This is a genomic window from Elusimicrobiota bacterium (assembly GCA_016218575.1).
Taxonomy (GTDB): domain Bacteria; phylum Elusimicrobiota; class Elusimicrobia; order UBA1565; family UBA9628; genus JACRDN01.
In genome coordinates this window covers 96,560-114,055 of the sequence record JACRDN010000019.1, presented here as the reverse complement: position 1 = coordinate 114,055, position 17,496 = coordinate 96,560, and the positions used below count along the sequence as shown (strand labels likewise).

General features: G+C 62.1%; 18 protein-coding genes. 4 read left to right on the top strand and 14 right to left on the bottom strand.

Translation table 11 applies throughout. The annotated features are described in order from the left end of the window. Positions 1 to 42: 42 nt before the first annotated feature. Positions 43 to 804, top strand: coding sequence for a hypothetical protein (locus HY921_08780; GenBank protein ID MBI5630964.1), 762 nt, complete (start codon positions 43 to 45; stop codon positions 802 to 804). Between the two features lie 21 nt (positions 805 to 825). On the opposite strand, the gene HY921_08775 is transcribed toward HY921_08780, so the two are convergent. The 3 genes from HY921_08775 to HY921_08765 all read right to left on the bottom strand — a co-directional run bounded on the left by HY921_08775 (position 826) and on the right by HY921_08765 (position 4,582). Continuing rightward, complete coding sequence (locus HY921_08775) at positions 826 to 1,986, bottom strand: PAS domain-containing protein (protein MBI5630963.1); 1,161 nt, start codon at positions 1,984 to 1,986, stop codon at positions 826 to 828. A 27-nt stretch (positions 1,987 to 2,013) separates the two neighbouring features. Beyond that, positions 2,014 to 3,318: a S8 family peptidase gene (locus HY921_08770; protein MBI5630962.1), complete on the bottom strand. Its 1,305-nt coding sequence runs from the start codon at positions 3,316 to 3,318 to the stop codon at positions 2,014 to 2,016. A 121-nt stretch (positions 3,319 to 3,439) separates the two neighbouring features. After that, the gene (locus HY921_08765; GenBank protein MBI5630961.1) at positions 3,440 to 4,582 is read right to left on the bottom strand and encodes a S8 family peptidase; all 1,143 of its coding nucleotides are present in this window, start codon (positions 4,580 to 4,582) and stop codon (positions 3,440 to 3,442) included. A gap of 82 nt (positions 4,583 to 4,664) precedes the next feature. Here HY921_08765 and HY921_08760 point away from each other — a divergent pair, with 82 nt between their 5' ends. Further along, positions 4,665 to 4,853: a hypothetical protein gene (locus tag HY921_08760; protein MBI5630960.1), complete on the top strand. Its 189-nt coding sequence runs from the start codon at positions 4,665 to 4,667 to the stop codon at positions 4,851 to 4,853. A gap of 5 nt (positions 4,854 to 4,858) precedes the next feature. Here the strand turns inward: HY921_08760 and HY921_08755 are convergent, their stop codons facing one another. From HY921_08755 to HY921_08705, 11 genes are all read right to left on the bottom strand, one after another. Further along, positions 4,859 to 6,061, bottom strand: a complete 1,203-nt coding sequence (locus HY921_08755; GenBank protein MBI5630959.1) for a class I SAM-dependent rRNA methyltransferase — start codon at positions 6,059 to 6,061, stop codon at positions 4,859 to 4,861. Next, positions 6,030 to 6,809 (bottom strand): SAM-dependent chlorinase/fluorinase, encoded by a 780-nt coding sequence (locus HY921_08750; GenBank protein MBI5630958.1) that lies wholly within the window; start codon positions 6,807 to 6,809, stop codon positions 6,030 to 6,032. Before HY921_08750 ends, HY921_08755 begins: the two co-directional genes overlap by 32 nt. Positions 6,810 to 6,814: 5 nt before the next feature. Beyond that, positions 6,815 to 8,128 (bottom strand): adenylosuccinate lyase, encoded by a 1,314-nt coding sequence (locus HY921_08745; protein ID MBI5630957.1) that lies wholly within the window; start codon positions 8,126 to 8,128, stop codon positions 6,815 to 6,817. 3 nt (positions 8,129 to 8,131) lie between these two features. Next, entirely contained in the window at positions 8,132 to 8,719 is a 588-nt protein-coding gene (locus HY921_08740) for an orotate phosphoribosyltransferase (GenBank protein ID MBI5630956.1), read from the bottom strand. Between the two features lie 8 nt (positions 8,720 to 8,727). Further along, a complete protein-coding gene (locus tag HY921_08735) occupies positions 8,728 to 11,004 on the bottom strand; it encodes an AsmA family protein (protein ID MBI5630955.1) in 2,277 nt (758 codons plus the stop codon). Positions 11,005 to 11,018: 14 nt separating this feature from the next. Continuing rightward, positions 11,019 to 12,134: a glycosyltransferase family 4 protein gene (locus tag HY921_08730; protein MBI5630954.1), complete on the bottom strand. Its 1,116-nt coding sequence runs from the start codon at positions 12,132 to 12,134 to the stop codon at positions 11,019 to 11,021. Next, complete coding sequence (locus HY921_08725; GenBank protein MBI5630953.1) at positions 12,131 to 12,715, bottom strand: hypothetical protein; 585 nt, start codon at positions 12,713 to 12,715, stop codon at positions 12,131 to 12,133. The genes HY921_08730 and HY921_08725 overlap by 4 nt, the downstream gene beginning before the upstream one ends. Next, the gene (locus tag HY921_08720; protein MBI5630952.1) at positions 12,712 to 13,455 is read right to left on the bottom strand and encodes a hypothetical protein; all 744 of its coding nucleotides are present in this window, start codon (positions 13,453 to 13,455) and stop codon (positions 12,712 to 12,714) included. The genes HY921_08725 and HY921_08720 overlap by 4 nt, the downstream gene beginning before the upstream one ends. A 281-nt stretch (positions 13,456 to 13,736) precedes the next feature. Next, a complete protein-coding gene (locus HY921_08715; protein ID MBI5630951.1) occupies positions 13,737 to 13,997 on the bottom strand; it encodes a hypothetical protein in 261 nt (86 codons plus the stop codon). A 7-nt stretch (positions 13,998 to 14,004) separates the two neighbouring features. Further along, complete coding sequence (locus HY921_08710; protein ID MBI5630950.1) at positions 14,005 to 14,478, bottom strand: response regulator; 474 nt, start codon at positions 14,476 to 14,478, stop codon at positions 14,005 to 14,007. A gap of 1 nt (position 14,479) precedes the next feature. Beyond that, on the bottom strand, positions 14,480 to 14,914 hold the full coding sequence (locus HY921_08705) for a response regulator (GenBank protein ID MBI5630949.1): 435 nt from the start codon (positions 14,912 to 14,914) through the stop codon (positions 14,480 to 14,482). A gap of 210 nt (positions 14,915 to 15,124) precedes the next feature. Between HY921_08705 and HY921_08700 the strand changes: the two genes are divergently transcribed. Both HY921_08700 and HY921_08695 read left to right on the top strand, forming a co-directional pair. Continuing rightward, on the top strand, positions 15,125 to 16,783 hold the full coding sequence (locus HY921_08700) for a hypothetical protein (GenBank protein MBI5630948.1): 1,659 nt from the start codon (positions 15,125 to 15,127) through the stop codon (positions 16,781 to 16,783). After that, the gene (locus tag HY921_08695; GenBank protein ID MBI5630947.1) at positions 16,780 to 17,490 is read left to right on the top strand and encodes a hypothetical protein; all 711 of its coding nucleotides are present in this window, start codon (positions 16,780 to 16,782) and stop codon (positions 17,488 to 17,490) included. Before HY921_08700 ends, HY921_08695 begins: the two co-directional genes overlap by 4 nt. Positions 17,491 to 17,496: the final 6 nt, after the last annotated feature.

The following is a 17,496-nucleotide window of genomic DNA, read 5'->3' as shown; positions in this document are numbered from 1 at the left end:
TCTGTTATACAATCAACTACGGTCACGGAGGTTCATCCACTTATGAAAATGCCTAGTCTTTATGCCATTGCAGCGTTAGTTTCCGGAACTGTTTTGTTGCCAGCGATGACCATGGCGGATAAACCCTATGAGCAAACTATCAAGGACATAGAAAACGCAATTACTGAAACGGGGAAAAAAATAAAGACTAAAAAACAGCAAGCTGCCGTGCCGCAGTATAGAAAACATCAGGAGGATGCAATTCCCAGAATAAATAAGAGGCTGGAACTCCTCAATTCAGCGGCATTCGATATCGGCAAAATGCTGTATAAAATGGACCACGATCCCGGAGTATATGTAGAGGGAGAGAGATGTCATGTCTGGCTCGCCACGATACAAAAAATTAAACCGGCGATAGTTAGCCTTGAGAAACAGGCCTTATCTTTGGCGCTTTTGGCGAAAGACCTCAACCTGTTGTGCTGGTATACGCCTTCGGAGACTTCAATTCAGACTATAACTTATGAACCGCAAGATCCCGATACAAACATGGGGAATTTGGGCAAGCGAAGGCCGCTGCCGTTTACTCATGATGGAATTTGGGGGAATTGGTCTAAATTTTACGGAACCCTGGGAAATGCCAAGGTCCCTTCAAATATACCCTTATGCAGCACGAAGGAAGAGTCGGGAACAATTCGTTCCTCTCTTGATGACATTAATAAAAGATTACGCTCCGTTGAAAGTGCCGCGGGAAATTTTGCATCTTCCTCTTATTCCAGCTTTGTCGAGCGTTCCCCATTTTTTCCAGTTAAGCCGTGCTGGAAATAAGCCGCAACCCGCGGTCTTTGTTTAAGCCAAGTGTTTGACGGGAATCTGGATGATGAACTGGCTTCCCCGCCCGGGCTCTGAGTCCGCCCAAATGCGCCCTTTATGCACCTGCACGATTTTATGGCAGATGTGGAGGCCCAAGCCGAAGCCGGAAACCGTCTGGCCCTGGGGCCTGGGGCAGAATTTCTCGAAGATGCGGCTCTTGACCTCGGGAGGAAGGCCAAGGCCGGTGTCGGCCACGCAGAACTCCGCCGTACCCGGGCCCACACGCCGCGTGTGAACCGTGATGGCTCCCCCGCGCGGGGTGAACTTGAGGGCGTTGGAGAGCAAATTGTAGAAGACCCGCTCCATGAGGCGCTCGTCCACGTCCACGGAGTCGGGAGCGTCCATGCCGGCCTGCGTTTCGAGGCGGATTCCCTTTTCATGTGCCAAGGGACGGAATAAGTTCATGGCGCGAGAGACCATCAACTGCGGGTTCATTGGGGAAACCGCGAGCTTTAGCTGACCGGACTCGATGCGCGCCGAATCCAAGGTATCTTGGATGAAGAGAGTCAGTTTCTCGCAGGATTGGTTGATGGCATCGAAGTAGCCCTGCTGGTGCTTGTCGGGGCCCACCGACTTCTCCAGCAGGCGCAGATAGCCCTGCATGGCGAAAAGCGGGGCCCTCAAGTCATGGGCCACGGCCTGGAAAAACTCGGTCTTGAGGGAGTCGAGTTGGCGCTCATCGGTGATGTCGCGCAGGAGGAGCATGACGCTCATCTCCAACATGTCGGGGACGGAGAACAAGGTCACCAAGGTTCTGTAATGGCGCAAGACGTTTCCCCCCGCCCTTGGGACCTGAAGCTCCACCACCTCGACGCGGGTGTGGTTCTCCAATATCCTCTGGATCTGCTGGCGGATTTCGACCGTTCTCGCCCACTCCCCCGAAAGCTTGCCTTGGCCGATCTCGGGCCTGACGCCGAGGACCTCCTGGGCCGCGGGATTCATGTACAGGATGTCTCCCCGCAAATTCGACAGGACCAGGGCCTCTGGAATGTTCCTGATGAGGGTTTCGAGCTTGGTGCGCTCCTGAAGGAGCTCCGCCTGCGTGCGCTTGAGGATGCCCTTGAACCGCAGGTACCCGCACGCTCCTAAAACAACCGCCGCTCCAGCCAAAATACCCAAAGAAGCCGCCGGGGCCATGTACGCAGTGTACTAAATGCGGCGGGGTTAATGCGCGGCGCGCTCGGAAACCAGGTCCTTGGCGTCGACGAGAGCCGCGCAAACATCCTTGCTCCAGCAGATCTTCTTGGCCGCCTCCTTCTTCGCGGCCTTGAGGAACTGGGCCAGCACCCCATCGGGGCCGGTGAGGCCGCGGTAGCCCTGAGCAACCAGAAGGGCCGCTATCCCGGTCACGTGGGGCGCCGCCATGGAGGTCCCGGAAAGCAGGACGAAATCCCCTCCCAGGCGGGTAGAGACCACGTCCTCTCCCGGGGCTATGACCTTAGTGTTCTCGCCGCGGCTGGAAAAGTCGGCCAAAGCGCCCTCCGAATTGCTGGCCGCGACCGCGATCGTCTCCGGATAAGCCGCGGGATAGCTGACGGCCCCTCCCGTCCTTCCGGAATTGCCCGCCGCGGCCACGATCACCACGCCTCGGCCTTTGGCGTAAGCCACGGCTTTTTGCAGGGCCAGGCTCTCGGTGGGCGATCCCAGGCTCATATTCACGACTTGAATGCCGTTATTGGCGGACCAAATCAGACCCTTGATCACGTCGCTCAAGTTCCCGCTGCCGTCCTTGCTCAGGACCTTGACCGCGTAAAGGCGGGCTTTGGGAGCCACTCCGACGACTCCCCAGCCGTTGCGCCTTGCGCCTATGATGCCCGCCACGTGGGTACCGTGGCCGTTGTCGTCCATGTAGCTCTCCGGCGACTCAGAATCCGTGATGGCATTGTAACCTCCGTCCACGGCGCCCTCCAGATCCTTATGGGAATAATCCACGCCCGTATCGATCACGGCCACGTCCACTTTTTCGCCCTCGGTGTAGTCCCAGGCGCCGGGAGCCCTGATCGCGCGCATGTTCCAGGTGATTTCCCCGCGCTCCGCCGCGGCCCTGAACGAAGCCGCGGTGGAGCGGAATCTGCCGAGGCCTCCGGGGGAGAGGGAGGGCGGCTGGAAAGCCGGCAAGGCCTCTATCCAGCGGACGTTATAGTCCTCCTCGATGTGGATTCCGGGCGGAACCGGCGGCTCTGCGTGAGAGTCAGCGCCGAGGGAAGCCGCCTGGAAGCGGCCGAAAAGGCCTCCCTCTGCCGAGGCCGGCTCGCCGGCCTCGGCCACCACGGCTAAGAACTCCTCGGCGCTGTGGCCGTTGCTTTGGATGGTGCCCAGGGGCCGGGCTCCGATTTGCGCCAGGATTTTCTGGCGCGCTTCCGGGGACGCGCGCGGCTCGAAGGTAATGATGACTCTCTTGGCGAGGGCCTCGGCCGGAAGGCAGGCCAGGGCCAGCATGGCCAGGAGCGAAGCGATCGGACCTTTCATAAACCCTCCTTAATATGTGCGGCCTACCTCACGCCGTTCATGGTAAAGGAATGGCAAATCCCGCACATGGGCCTAAAGGCCTATTTATGAATAGGTCTAAAGTCCTATAAGGGCTCCAGCGTCACTGGACGATTTTCGCGGCGTCCACGAGCCTGTAGTTCTGCTCGGCGGGGTTGTCCTTGTCCAAGGCAGACGAAGCGCGCAAGAGCATCTCCCGCACCTGCCCAGGATCGCGTGCCCCTTGGGCCACGGCAAGCGCCGCCAGGCCCGCCACGTGGGGGGCCGCCATCGAGGTCCCCGAAAGCCACTGGTACTCCTGCTTGAGGAAGGTGGATCGGATGTCCACGCCGGGGGCGGCGAACTCGATCTTAGGCCCGCGGGCCGAGAAGTCGGCGATCTTTCCGTCCGACCGCATGGCGGCGACGGCGATCGCCTCGCCGTGAGCCGCGGGATATTCCACAGCACCTCCCTTGTTGTTGCCCGCGGCCGCGACGATGACAACACCCCTGGCGGAGGCGTAGGCGGTCGCGGCCTTGATGATGAGGGAAAAAGCCGGGGAGGAAAGGCTCAAGTTGGCCACCTGCATGCCGTTCCTGGCGCACCAAACCAAGCCCTTGGCCAAAGAGAAAAAACCAGCGCCGCCCTTCTCATCGAGGACCTTGACCGCGTACAGGCGGGCCTTGGGGGCGACGCCGACCACGCCGAAGCCGTTGTAGCGGGCCGCGATGATGCCGGCGACATGGCTGCCGTGCCCGTTGTCATCCCGGAAAGTCGCCTCGGCGTCGAAGGCGTTGTAGCCTCCGGCGACCGCCTCCGCCAAGTCGGGGTGCGCGAAATTGATGCCCGTGTCGAGCACGGCCACCCGCACTCCCTCTCCCTGGTTCTTGGCCCAGGCCGCGGGAGCATTGATCTTCTGCACTCCCCAGTCTATCTCTGGACCGGAGGCTTCGCTTCTCTTTGCCGCAGGCGCGGCCGGGACCACGGCCGAATCAGCCTGACTCAGCCAATGGATGTAGGAGTCCTCCTCCACCCAGGCCACCGCAGGCTGGGCGAGGGCCCGCTCCTGGATGGCCTCAACGCTTACCTCGCCATCCGGGATCTCGGCCAAGGCCGCGTCCAGCTCCTCGATGCGCTCCACCTCCTGGACGCCGAGCGACTGCAGGGCCTGGGCCTGGAGGGCGGAGCCCCCCCCATGAAAACCAATGATCACCCTGGAGGCATGGGTCGGGACGGCGGCGGCGAGCAAGAGAAGAAAAATTTTCATATCAGTCCCCTTGAAGCTTCGACACTAGCAAAAAAAGTGTTGACGAATCCACCTTCCAGGGCTATACTGCCAGGCGAGAGTCATGAAACGACAGCCTTCCAAGAAGTGGCCCGCATCGAGTCGGAAAAACACCGGCAGGAAAAAGGGCGGCTCGGAAACGCCGCCGGAATTCGAGCGTGGCTGGCAGGAGCTCGAGGATCAGTACAATCGCATGCAGTCTGATTGGACGAGCCTCGCGGCCATGATGGGAATCAACTCGAAGGACGAGTAAACCCCCTATATAACCTCCAGCAAGGCGAAATGCAGATATTCGGTCTCCGGCATGGCCAGAAGCGCCGGATGATCGGCGCCCTGCCCCTTCAAGGAAACGAGCCTCGTCCGGCGCCCGGCCTTGGCTTGGGCATGGCGCAGCATCTCGATGAAGATCTCCCGACTCACATGATGGGAGCAGGAACTCGTGGCCAAGAGCCCCCCATCGGGTAAGGCCTTGAGGGCCCAGGCGTTAAGCTTGACGTAATGGCGCAGGGCCTTGGGCAGGTGCTTCTTGGACGGAGCCAGGCTCGGCGGATCTAGAAGGATCATGTCAGGCTTGAAGGGCTGGCGGTTCTCCGCGAAATCGCGCAAGGCCTCCTCGGCGTCGCCCTCCTCGAAGGTCGTCAACTCCGCCACTGCGTTCATCGCGGCGTTCTCGCGGGCCAGCTCAACCGCGGGCCCGGAACTGTCCAGGCCCAGAACGGCCTTGGCCCCGAATTTGGCCGCGTTGATCCCGAACGCTCCGGTGTAGCTGTAGAGGTCGAGCACCGCGCGCCCCTTGAAATAGGGCCGCAGAAAGACCCGGTTCTCGCGCTGGTCGAAATAAAACCCCGTCTTTTGCCCTCCCCCGACGGGCACGGAAAAGCGCAGCCCTCCCTCCGATATCTGAAGCTTGTCCGGCACGCTCCCAGACAGGACCCGGCACTCCTGGGCCAGCCCCTCCAAGGACCTCAGGCGATGGTCGTTTTTAAGGTAGATGCCCTTGGGAGACAGGAGCTCCCCCAGGGCCTGCTCGATCAGGGGCAGGCAGGCCTCCATGCCCGCCGAGAGAATCTGCAGAACGAGACAGGCCCCGTAGCGGTCGACCACTAGCCCCGGAAGGCCGTCGGATTCCCCGAAGGCCAGCCGATAGGATGTTTCCGGCGAGCAGGTTTTTTCCCGGTAGGCCAGGGCCGCGGCCAAGCGCCCGCGAAAGAAATCAATCCCGATCTCCGCGGGCCCCCAAGAGAGCATGCGACAGGCGATGAGGCTTGCGGGGTTGTAGAAGGCGACGCCCAAGAGGCGCCCGAGGGAGGCGTAGACCTCGACCACACTCCCGGCCGGGGGCGCTCCCTCGATCTCATGGATTTCGTTCGAGAATACCCAAAGATGCCCGGCCAGCAGGCGCTTCTCCTGCCCGGGCCTGAGGCGGACCTTACCTGAGACGCCTAGGGCTGATGCACTCAACTGGATCTCCCACTGAGGCTTTAAATTCCCGGGCGAAGCTTCCCTGCCGGACGGAAAGCTCGAGGAAACCCGAGGAGCCGAAAAGGGCCAGGCTCGCCCCGGCCGGGACGCTGGCGTAGTGGGAGCGAATCGCTCCCACGTGCCGGCCGCGGAATTGGATGGGCCAGGCGTGCGGCAATTCCGCGCGGCTGATATTGGTGACCGCGTTTCCGAAATGGTCCACGCACAATATCTCTCCCTTGACCCGGCCGGAGGCCGCGAGCGCGCGCGGAAACGGAATGCGCCGCATCTCGGCGGTCCTCGGCCCCAGGGCCGCGGGCTTACCACCCCGGCTCAAATGCCCGGCCGCTGGAGCCAGGATGTCCCTGCCCTGGAAAGTCGCGCTGACCTGCGAAAGCCAAAGCTTGGGGTTGGAAAGCTCGCGGATTTCGAGGATCGGGCTCTCGAGCCAGCTCAAAAGCCCGTTGTCGGGAGCCAGGAACTGATGCTCCGCGGTGCGGGCCCAAATGATTTTGCGGGCCGATCCGACCCCGGGGTCCACGACGCAGAGGAATATGGCGTTTTTCGGGAAATAGGGGGCGCCCGCGCGGAGCTGGAAGGCGGCCGCGCGCACGTCCTGCGCAGGGATCTCGTGGCAGAGGTCTATGACCAGCGCGCGCGGCGAGAGACTCGCTATCACGCCCTTCATGATTCCCGCGTAGGAGTCGCGAGCGCCGAAATCGGTCAAGAGGACGATGGGCGCGGCCATACCCTCTAAGCCGTGACTCCAGCCCGGCGCAGAATCTCCCGCACGGACGACTTATACCCGGCCAAATCGAAGCAGGCGTCTATCTCCTTGGGAGAAAGGCGCTTGAGCACGGCCTGGTCGGACTTGAGCGCCTTCTGGAAGGGCTCGCGGGTCTTCCAGGTCTTCATGGCGTTTCTCTGCACGAGCTCGTAGGCCTCGAGTCGGTCCAGCCCGGAGTCGATGAGCTTGAGCATGACCTTCTGGGAGAAAACCAGGCCCATGGAGCGGTCGAGGTTCTCCTTCATGCGCTCTGGATACACCTGGAGGCCGTCCAGGACGCCCCGGAAGCGTTCCAGCATGAAGTCAAGGAGAACGCAGGCGTCGGGCAGGATCACTCGCTCGACCGAAGAGTGGCTGATGTCGCGCTCGTGCCAGAGGACGATATTCTCGACTGCGGCTGACTCGTAGGAGCGGATGAGTCTCGAGAGGCCGCAAAGATTCTCGCAGAGCACGGGGTTGCGCTTGTGGGGCATGGCCGAGGAGCCTTTCTGTCCCTGGGTGAAGGGCTCCTCGAGCTCCAGAACCTCCGTCCTTTGCAGGTGGCGGATCTCGGTCGCGAAGCGCTCGATAGCCGCGGCGGAGAGGACCAAGGCGTGGAAAAAATCGGCGTGACGGTCGCGGGGAACCACCTGGGTCGAAACCGGTTCCGGCTTGAGGCCGAGCCTGCGGCAGAGCTCCGCCTCGCAACGGGGCCCCACCTGAGAGTAGGTCCCCACGGCCCCGGAGGCCATGCCGTAGGAAATCAGCTCCCGAGCCCGCTCCATGCGCTCCATGTTGCGCAAAGCCTCGGCGTGCCAGCCGGCGAGCTTCACCCCGAAAGTGACGGGCTCGGCGTGCACCCCGTGAGTGCGTCCCGCCATCCAGACGAGCTCATGTTTGCGCGCCAAGGCCTTGAGCCGGGCCGCCGCCCCCCTCCAGCCGGCCAGGATCAGGCCCGCGGAATCGCGCAGTTGGAGAGCCAGGGCCGTGTCCAGTATGTCCGAGGAGGTCAGGCCGTAATGCAGGTAGCGCGTCAAAAGAGGGGCCCTCCCCTGGAGCTCCTCTGCCACCGCCGAGATGAGGCCGATCACCTCGTGCCCGGAGCGGGACTCGAGGGCCTTGGCCTTGTCCAACAGGGGCTTTCCGAAAACAGCGCGCAGGGCCTTAAGCTCGGCCGCGGGCAGCCCCTTCTCGCGGGCCAGAACCTCGAGGAATGCCTCCTCCACCTTGAGCAGGACCCGCAGGCGGTGATCCTCGGACCATATCCGGGACATCTCCGGGCGGCTGTAGCGCTCGATCATGGGTTACTCCCCTTCCTGGGCGCCGACATTCTTCTTGGTCGCGTCAATCAAGGCGATCCCGGCCAGGCATTGCGGGCAGGAGTCGGGGGGGCTCACCTGCAGGGGATAGGAGATGAGGGAGCGCACCGGCACGCAAAGGGAGAGGCGTTCTGTCGAGCGGTCGACGATGGTCCCGACGCCGACCACCTTGGCCCCGTAAGCCGCGGTCAGGGCCGCGACCTCCGCGGTCAAATGCCCCAGCATGAGGACGTCCATGACAACAAGCGCCCTCTCTCCCCGCTCGAGCTTGAAGTCGCGCTTCAACGCCATGACGCCTTGGTTTCGCTCCATGAAAATGGCCCGGCACTTCTTGATCCGCGCCACCTCCTGCCCCAGGACGACAGAGGACATGCTGGGCGAGACCACCACGTCCACGGGCTGGGGGAATTTCGCGGTCAAAGCCAGGGCGATGCGGCGAGCGACGTGGGGGTACTGCAGGACCAGAGCCGTTTGGATATAAATCGGGCTATGAAGCCCCGAAGCCAGCTGGAAGTGCCCCGAGACCACGGCCCCATGCTCCTGCAGAAGGCCGAGCATGTCCATCTTCTTCATCCCTGCCATCATTCCTCCCTGACGCCGTTATTATAGAGTTTTTCGAGGACCTTAAACCTCTCCTTGGCGCGGCGTCGGCCTTCCTCCAGGGCTTTCTCGATCTCGTTGGCCGCCATTTTGTTGAGCCGGGGCTCGAGGTCCGGGTGGTTCAAGTCCCCCTTGACGCGAAAGCCTATGGCGGGCCTACCCAGCTCGTCGACCCACCATTCCGGCAGGGGCGCGCGGTAGCTGGTCAGTCTCGTCAGGATATTCATGTCCACCTTTTCCCTGGGGAAATCCGCGGTGCCGTCGGCGTAAGCTATGACCTGGGGGCTGTCAACGTAGCAGAAATGAGTGGTCACCACCCCCTCGCGGATTCCGTAGCGGCTCTCGATGCGGTTGAAATCCAAGGTCTTGGGGTAGGCGGTGCCGGCGCTCAGCACGGAGAGGTTGTTCATCTTATGCATGTAGATGTAGGGCAGGAACACGATGGCGAGAATCTTGTGCGCCCCCTGGAGGGCCTGCACGTCGTTGACACGCCCCGGCCCGAAGCCCAGGCGCAAATCCCCGTTGACTTTTTTGAGGCTGGGGGTCACGCCGCGGATGTCCCACAAGAGGTCCGTGCTCGCGAAGGAGAAATTCTTGTGGGTGATATTCCCGACGCGCAGATGACCCACGGAATCCGGGAACTTCCTCGGTATGGCGTACTTGAATATCTTGACCCAAGTCCGGCGGGGAGGCGCCGTCGCGGGCTCGGAGGCGCCAGCGGCAGTGGAGGTGGAAAGGCTCGCCAAGATACCGCTCACCAGCTCCTGGGCCTTCTCCCACTGAAGGTTTTCCATGCTTCCCGCAACCGAGATCTCCTTGGGGTCCGAGATATCCAAGACCCTGGACTTGAGCTTGACCCGCGATCCTTCCCAGACAAAGGACAGGTCGTCCACTTTGAGGTCCCGGTTGACCAGGCGCAGGCCTAGGGCGATGTTACTGAAGGCGTTGGAGAACGCTTGAAGCGAGCGTCCCCTTATGGACAGAGCCGCGCTGGAGAATCCCTCCCCGGCGTCCAGGTCCGCCTGAACCTGGCTTACGGCCACGTGCTTGAACCGAGCCTGGGCTTGGCCGAGCTTGAGCTTGAGCCCGTGAACCTCCAACTGGTCCTGGTTCCAGGACAGCGCGGCCTGCCCCTGCAGGCTGCCTTTTAAGTCGCAGCCCTCCAGGGAGCGCCGCCAGGCCGAGGCCGCCTCCAACGGGAACGACTGCAAAAAGAACTCCGCATCCGCCCGGGGCTTGGGCCCCGACCAATCCACGTAGCCGCGCCCCTTGAGGGAAAGGGGCGCGGCCGAGAGAGCCATATCCTCGATGCTGGCTCTCGAGCCCTTGAGGCGCGCTTTCACCTGCCAGCGGCTGGCGGGCATGGAGAAATCCACGGTGCGCCCCATATGCTTTTCCCAGTCGGAAGCGGCTAAGGGCGGGACCGACACATCCGCCTCGACCATGGGCTCGGAGAACCCGCGCACCCACCCCGACCCCGAGAAGCGGTGGCCGTCCACCTTGAGTTGGAGCCGGTCGGCGTTGAGATAAGCCTCCCCCCAGCGCCCGGAGGCCAGGAACATCGAACCATCGAGAGAAAAGGAAGTGGTGATTTGCCGAGCCGCGAAGCGGCTCACGTGGTCGAAGGACGCCGAAATGGCGAAAGGCCGATCCATATCAAAGCCGGCCACCGAAAGATTGAATCTCTCTATCACGTGGCTGGTGTTTTTAAGCCTATCTTCGATCTGCAGAAGGCCGCGCTCGATCACCGTTTCATCGGCCGCCAGCCCCCCGGGAATGAAGAATCGTCCCTTGGAGAGGCCCCGCGGCGCGGAAGTGGAGGCAATGATATCCGAGAAATTCCAATGGCCGTCCTCGTCCCGAAAAATCCATATCCGGGGCGCTACGAGCTTGACGTTCTTGAGCTCGAGTCTGCGCCTCAAAAGGGGCAGCAGCTTGACGCTGACCAAGGCGATGTCGCTCGAGATCATGGGCCTGTCGGGCTGGCCCTTCTCCATGACGATGATCTTGTGGAGCTTGATCCCATGAGGCGTCAGAACCACTCCCTCTATGGAGACGGAACGTCCCAGCAGAGCCTCGATCTGGGACGTGAGCCTGTCCTTGACCTTGCCCGCGTCAAGGAGCCGAGAAAGCATGAAAAGGCCGGCGCCGGCCGAAAGGAAGAGGAGGATGAAGATGAGGCAGAGGCCCCGGACCAGCAACCATGTGACGCGCCAAGCGAAACCGCGGCGTTTTTTCGCTTGCTCTTCAAGGGGCATTTCGCTCAAGAATATTACCTATTTTCCAGTATCTCTTGATACACTTGGACAGTCTCCCGGGAATAACGCCCCCAGGTATTGGAGGAAACCCACCGGGGCCCGAGCTCGGAAAGCCTGCGGCGCGCGGCCTCGGACCCGGCGAGTTCGGCCATCCTCGCGGCCAGCTCTGGAGGAGTCAGGCTTTCCAGCACGAACCGGCGACCCTCCCCTCCAATGAGTTCCGCCGCGCCGACGCGCGCCCCGGAGATCGCGGGCAGGCCACAGGCCATGGCCTCCTGCAGGCTCATCCCGAACTCCTCGTAAAGCGCAGGGTGGACGTAAACATCCAACGCGTGGTAGCAGCGCTCCACGTCCGGCACGGGCGGCATGAACCGGACGGCGGCGCCGGACTCGCGGGCCAGTCTCTCGTAGGGCCCCAAGCGGGACTCCTTGCCCACGACCAGAGCCTTGAAAGGCCTTCCCCTGAGAAGAGCCAGGGCCTCAAGAAAAAGCCGCAGCCCCCTTTTCACGAAATCCCCCGAGGTGACCAAGCCGAAAACGAAGTCCTCTTCCGAAAAACCAAGCCCTCCCCTGGCCTCCCGCCGCGAACTCGGATCGGGCTTGAAGCGCAGCGGATCGAAGCCCGGGTAAATCACCCGGATTTTTTCCTGGGAAACTCCGAAGCGGCCGGACAATTCCCCGGCCATGAGCTTGGAATTGGCGATCACTTTCTTGAATCGCCCCGCCCGCAGGATCTCGGCGTGCAGGCGCGCCGCGCCCGAGAGCGGGCCCTGAGGCGCGCCATGAACGGCCTCCTGCGCGGCTTCCACGCAATTATGGAGGCTTAGGACGTCCTGGCTCAAATTGTCGCCGTGGCCGTGGATGAGATCGTGGCCGCCGCGGGCCGCGGCCCAATCGGCCAAGGCCGAGAAGAAGCGCCGTTTGCCGTAAGAACCCCAGGGCCAGCCCGGAAGGCGGCGCCACTCGACCCCCGCCGCGGCCAGGGCTTCTCGGTCGAGCCTCTCCGCGTAGACGCGGGCCCGCCAGCCAGCGCCGACAAGCCGCCTGGCCGTCTCCAAGACGATGCCGGTGGCCCCGCGCAGGCCGTCCGCTTGCCGGCAAACGATGCCCACGGAAGGCGGCGGCGTCATGGCAGAAACAGGCCAAGGGCCAGGGCAGCGGCCACCGGCATCCAGAGATTGTCGTTGAAAACGACGCCGGTGGGCATGAGCTCCATGGCGGTGGCCGCCAAGGCCATGGCGAGGCACGCCGGCGCGGGGAAACCTTGCGCCAAGCCCACCGCCGCGCAAACCGCCAGGCAAGCGAGGCTCCCCTCCAGGGATTTCTTGCCCCCGATTCTGCGCCTTCCGATCGCCTTGCCCACCAGGGCCGCGGCCGCGTCTCCCAGGGCCAGGCACAAAAGCGAGGCGGAGACGATGTCGGGACGGCGCCCGAAGCCGGCCATGACGATAAGCGCGCCCAAGGTCGTGTAAAAAATCCCGCTGAAGCGCGCGTGCTCCTCGGGCCGGGCCAGCCCAGGGAAAAACCCGAGGAGCAAGGCGTTGATCCTCGGGGCCGCCAACCGGGCGCTCTCCACGACCGCCACGACGGCCAGCCACCAGCCCATCCAAGACAGGATGCGCGGATAGCCGATCAGATGATATGCCGCCAGATAGGCCAAGGAAAGCATGTGGAAAGCCTTGCGCCCCAGCTCTCGGACAAGCGGGCTCACGCGCCCCGCCAGAATCGCTTCACGAACTTCCAGGCAGAGGGCCCCGGGGCTCGCCAAATCCAGAGCCAGAAATGGCCTGTCCCGAGACAAACCGACTCCAGTTCCTCGAGGAGGGCGACCGACCGCGGGAAAAGCGTCTTGAGCAGGACCAGTATCACCAGGCCGTTGCCGAGAACGATCCAGCTCAAGGAAAACACGATCCCCCCGCCCGCCGCCAAGTCCGGCTGCTTGAGGGCCCACAGGGATTCCAAAGTCTTGGCCATGTGAAAGGAAAGGGTGAGCCCCATCACGAAGAGAAAAGCCGGCTCCATGGGATGTTCCGGGCGCAGCCAGAGCCAAAGACGATAGGAGAGGATGGCGAGCAAGCTGTAAATGGGGACGCAGTAAGGCGCCAAAGCGATGAAGGCGTTGGAGTGCGATAGGTCCACGTGCCCCCGGGATTCGGTGACCTTGAAGCCCAGGACCTTCGCGCCCACCGACCAGGCGGCCAAGGCATGGGTCAGTTCATGGCCGAAAACGTAGATCTTGCGGGAAAGCGAGGAGAACCAACTCGCGGGGCCGACGCATTCGCCCTTGCCCGCCTTGGCCCAAATCCCGCAGGCCAGGGAAAGCCCGAACCCCAGGAAAAAAGGAAAAGCCGAGGGGCCGCGCCAGGCCGAGAGCGCCAGGGCCTGGACGCCCGCCGCCAAGGTGAGAACAGCGCTCGGCATAAGGACCAGGCCGGACAAGAAGCGCGCCATGCTCTGTGCCTTAGGCCCTGTCAAGTAATAATATGATCAATTTGGAGGCCCGAGCTTGAGACGAGTTCGAGGCGCGACGAGGGAGCATAGCGGTAGCTATGTGCCCGAGGAGCAACGAAGAAATCGGCCAAGCTCGGGCCTCCCCGAAGGGGCCGAGCGCTTTTGGGCTGCGACCGCGTCGCTCGTCGCTCACATACCGCTGCGGGTATGCTCGCTCCTCGCTCCTTGTCTCGCTCCAAAATCGCTCGGCCAAATTGATCATATTATTACTTGACAGGGCCTCAGCGGCACTCCTTCAATTTCTCCCGGCTAAGGCGCGCCCAGCGGCCTCCGGGAGGCCAGAAGAGGTTGGCGGCGGACTCAAAGTAAAGGCAGGCCAAGTCCCTGGGCCTGCCCCACAAGGTCTCCCCGGAGCCCCGCGCCAGCCAGAGCCGGCCTTCGCGGTACGCGGCTCGCTGGCGCAGGATCAGGTCCGCGGCGGCCAGAAGGTAAATTCCGGCCAGGCAGGAAGCCGCCGCGAGCGCCAGGCCGGCCCGGCGCATCAGAGTATTAACTGATCCCGCCGCTCATGGGCCCGCGGCCGGAAGCCCGATTGATGTCCGGAGGACGGGTCTTGAGCAGGTTGTGGATCAGGGAAGCCATGATGGCCGGGCGCAGGGGCTTTTCGATGAATTCCCGGACGTTCGGCTCCAAGCGCATCATGTCGACGTTCTTGCGGTCCATGTGGCGGCCGGTGATCACGATTACGGGGATCTGCCCGCGGCCTCCGGCCTGAAGATCGCGCAGAACCTCGTAGCCGCCCTTTTTGGGCAGCATGAAATCCAAGATGATGAGGTCGGGATTCAAGGCCTCGACTTTGCGGATGGCCTCGACCCCGTCGGCGGCCCGGTCCGTGCGGAAGCCCTCCTTGCGGACCACGTGCTCCATGAGGTCGAGGAGGCTTTCGTCGTCATCCACGAGAAGAACGAGCTTCCCGGCCGGGTCGGCCAAGACGGGCAGGGCGAATTCCGGGTTTTGTTCCACTTTAGCTTCCTGTGCCGCCTGACAGCTCCGGCGGGGCGGTCTTGAGTATTTTGTGCAAGGTCACGCCCAGCACCTGCGGCTTGATGGGCTTCTCCAAAAAATCCATGACGTTCGACTCCTGCCGGATCATCTCCGCCGTGGTCCGATCCGTGTAGCGCCCGGTGATGACGACGATGGGTATCCCGGCCGTGGCGCCGGTCTGCAGTTGGCGCAAAACCTCGAATCCGCCGTAGCGCGGAAGCATCAAGTCCAGGATGACCAGATCCGGGATCAGCTCTTGTATCTTGTTGACACCCTCCTCCCCATCCGAGGCCGAACACACCTTGAAGCCCTCCTTGACCACGATGAACTCCAGGAGCTCCCGCACGCTCTCATCGTCGTCAATGACCATTACGAGCTTATCCTGGGGCCGCGCCAGCCCTCCCTCAGCCGTCATGTCCCTAATTTAACAGATTTTCCCGCTGTCGGCAACCTTTGGATGCGCCGCGCCGGCCGCGGCGGACACGGTTATCCACAGGAACTTCGCGGGGAGTTTTTGTGGATAACCTAGGCCAAAGGTCCCATTATCGCGGCGCCAAAATCCCGCGGTTTCCTTCCCCTAAAGGCCTAAAGGCGGCCGACCGAATTTCGATAAAATTTACAAGCTGTGAAAAAAGCTTTGCTGATTATCGCCCTCCTTGCGCCGGGGCCCCGCCGCGGGGACCTCTTCGCCGCCCAGAATTGGGCCTGGACAAGCATGAAGACCATCGAGGCCCGCCTGCGCATCATCAATCCCAATCCCATTTTCTTGGGGGAGTTGAGGCTCGCCTTCCAGAACTGCACGATAGACGCCGAGAAGCAGGCCGGGCCGCTTCTCACCCAAATTCTGGCCATGGAACCGGGCGCGCTCAAGCAGAGGAAATTGGACGCCATTTTATACGTGCTGCAGGAAGACTTCGGCGTGACTTGGGAAAACATCAAAGATAGGGCCTCCCGGGAGCCCAACCTCTTTCGCGTGGCCGAGATCCGGGCCCAGCGGTACCTCAATCTTCTGGCCGGCGATTTGATGGAAATCATGCGGGACCAAAGCAAATGGGGCGACCTGGGAATCACGGAGCCCACGCTGGCCCTGGGGCGTCTGTCCAAGTTCTACCTGGATTTCCTGGACGAGACCGAGGAAAGGCCGTATCAAAGCCTGGTCCCTCAAGCGTATAGAGAAGCTCTGCAAATCGAAGCCAGAGAGACTTTAACCCTAGCTAATAGCGGCCTCGCTCCCCTGATCGAGGATATCGAGAGATCAGCCGAAATCACCGATACGCAAGTAGAGGATGAGCTAAGGTCGCGGCCGACCACGGTCCTGGCCCTAGCCCCCCAAGAAGGCCGGCTTGCGCGCCTGGCGGCGCTCTTGAGGCCCCGGCCCAAGTCTTTGGTATCGCCCAAGATCGCGGCCCGGGCCCTCAAGGGCTACCGATCCCTGAGGAAAAAGACCCCTCCCGATGTCCAGGACGAGGTCGTTTTCGCCAAGGCCTTTATCGAAGCGTTTTACGGCTCCATGCTCTCGGCCATGCGCAAGGGGGCCGTGCCGGCGGTCATCCTTCCCAGTTCCCTCAACGGTCCCTCCCTTGGCATAAACAGCGAAGTCGAACTGGCCGTTCACAGCGGGCGATTCGCTCTGATTTTCGCGGATAACGAGGACGAAGCCCTCTCCGCGATCTCCTCGCATCACGCCTCTCAGGGCGAGAACCTCGCCGTGCTTCCGGCCACCCTGAACGACGGCGCCGTACTCAAACTCGCCCATCCCTTCGCGCCGGAGAACCCCTACGCCATGTCGGCGCAGTTGATGCGGGCCTACGCCGGAGGAATCCCGCCCGTCCATTTACCGGTAGGCTCCCAAAACGCTCCCCAAAGACGATGGAATATTAAATGGAAACTGCAATGGAAAAAAGGCCCTTGGCTGGAAGATTTGACCTCCTTCCACTGGAAATGGCCGACCTCCTGGCCCATTCCCCTCTCACTCGGAATCGCCGCGACTTGCGCGCACCTCGCCGTCTGGTCCCGGCTATTGGCCGACCACTTCCAGGCTTTCACCGGCTACATCGAGCCGTATCACGTCCAGGATTTGCGGGCCTTGACCGCGGGGAACGCGGGGAATGCCTTTCAGATCGCCGTTCTAGCCGCGAGTGCCGCCGTAGCGGTGGGAATTATAGCCTCGATTTTTCTGCTTCCCTTGCGAAATCCAAATCCGAAACCCTTGAGCCGCCTGCTCTGGATATACGCCGTGATGGTGGTGGTATCTCTTCTGACGATACTGTTTCTTTTGCAATGAAATCCCTGCGCTCCCTTGCCTTGATGGCTCTAGCGGGCCTTCCCGGAGCGGCCTTGGCCCACGAAGCCGCTCCTCTGCCCATACAAGGCGCGCCTCGGATGGACATGAGCGCCTTTAATCTGGGGATGGCAAGTCAATTGTTCTCAAAGGGAACCGAGCCGGACGCCAAGCATCTGGCGGGCTCGTACTATCTGGTGGCAATAGCCGCGCGCAAAAACAAGGCCTTGTACAATGGCGAAGGGCTCTATCAGCCCATGGAAAGGAGAAACGACGCCGGTCAGCTCATTTCCAGCAACAGCATCATTCCGCGCCTAAAATTTAGAATCGCCTTGCAAGCCTTCGGCCTGACTCCCCGATGGGTGCTGTACACGAATAAACTTGACCCCGGTCAATTGGGACGCTATGTCACTAAGGTATTGCAAACGAAGAGCGGCGACTCGGACGCTCCCTTCGGGGAAATCCTCATCAGCGTCGCGGGCGGCTCCATCGCCTTCGAGTGGACTTACACCCAGCCCGCGGACGGCGACAAGCCCGAGGCCTCTTGCCGCCAAAGCTACCGCTGCCGGTTCGTTGATGATAAGAAGGAAAGCCTCCTGTGCAAGATATTACACACCCATTACACGGGCGAGGCTTTGACGTTCGCGGACATATATTACGAAGGCTATTCCCTGGCACAACGCTACCAAGGCGCCGAGGCCTTCGAGTAATAACCG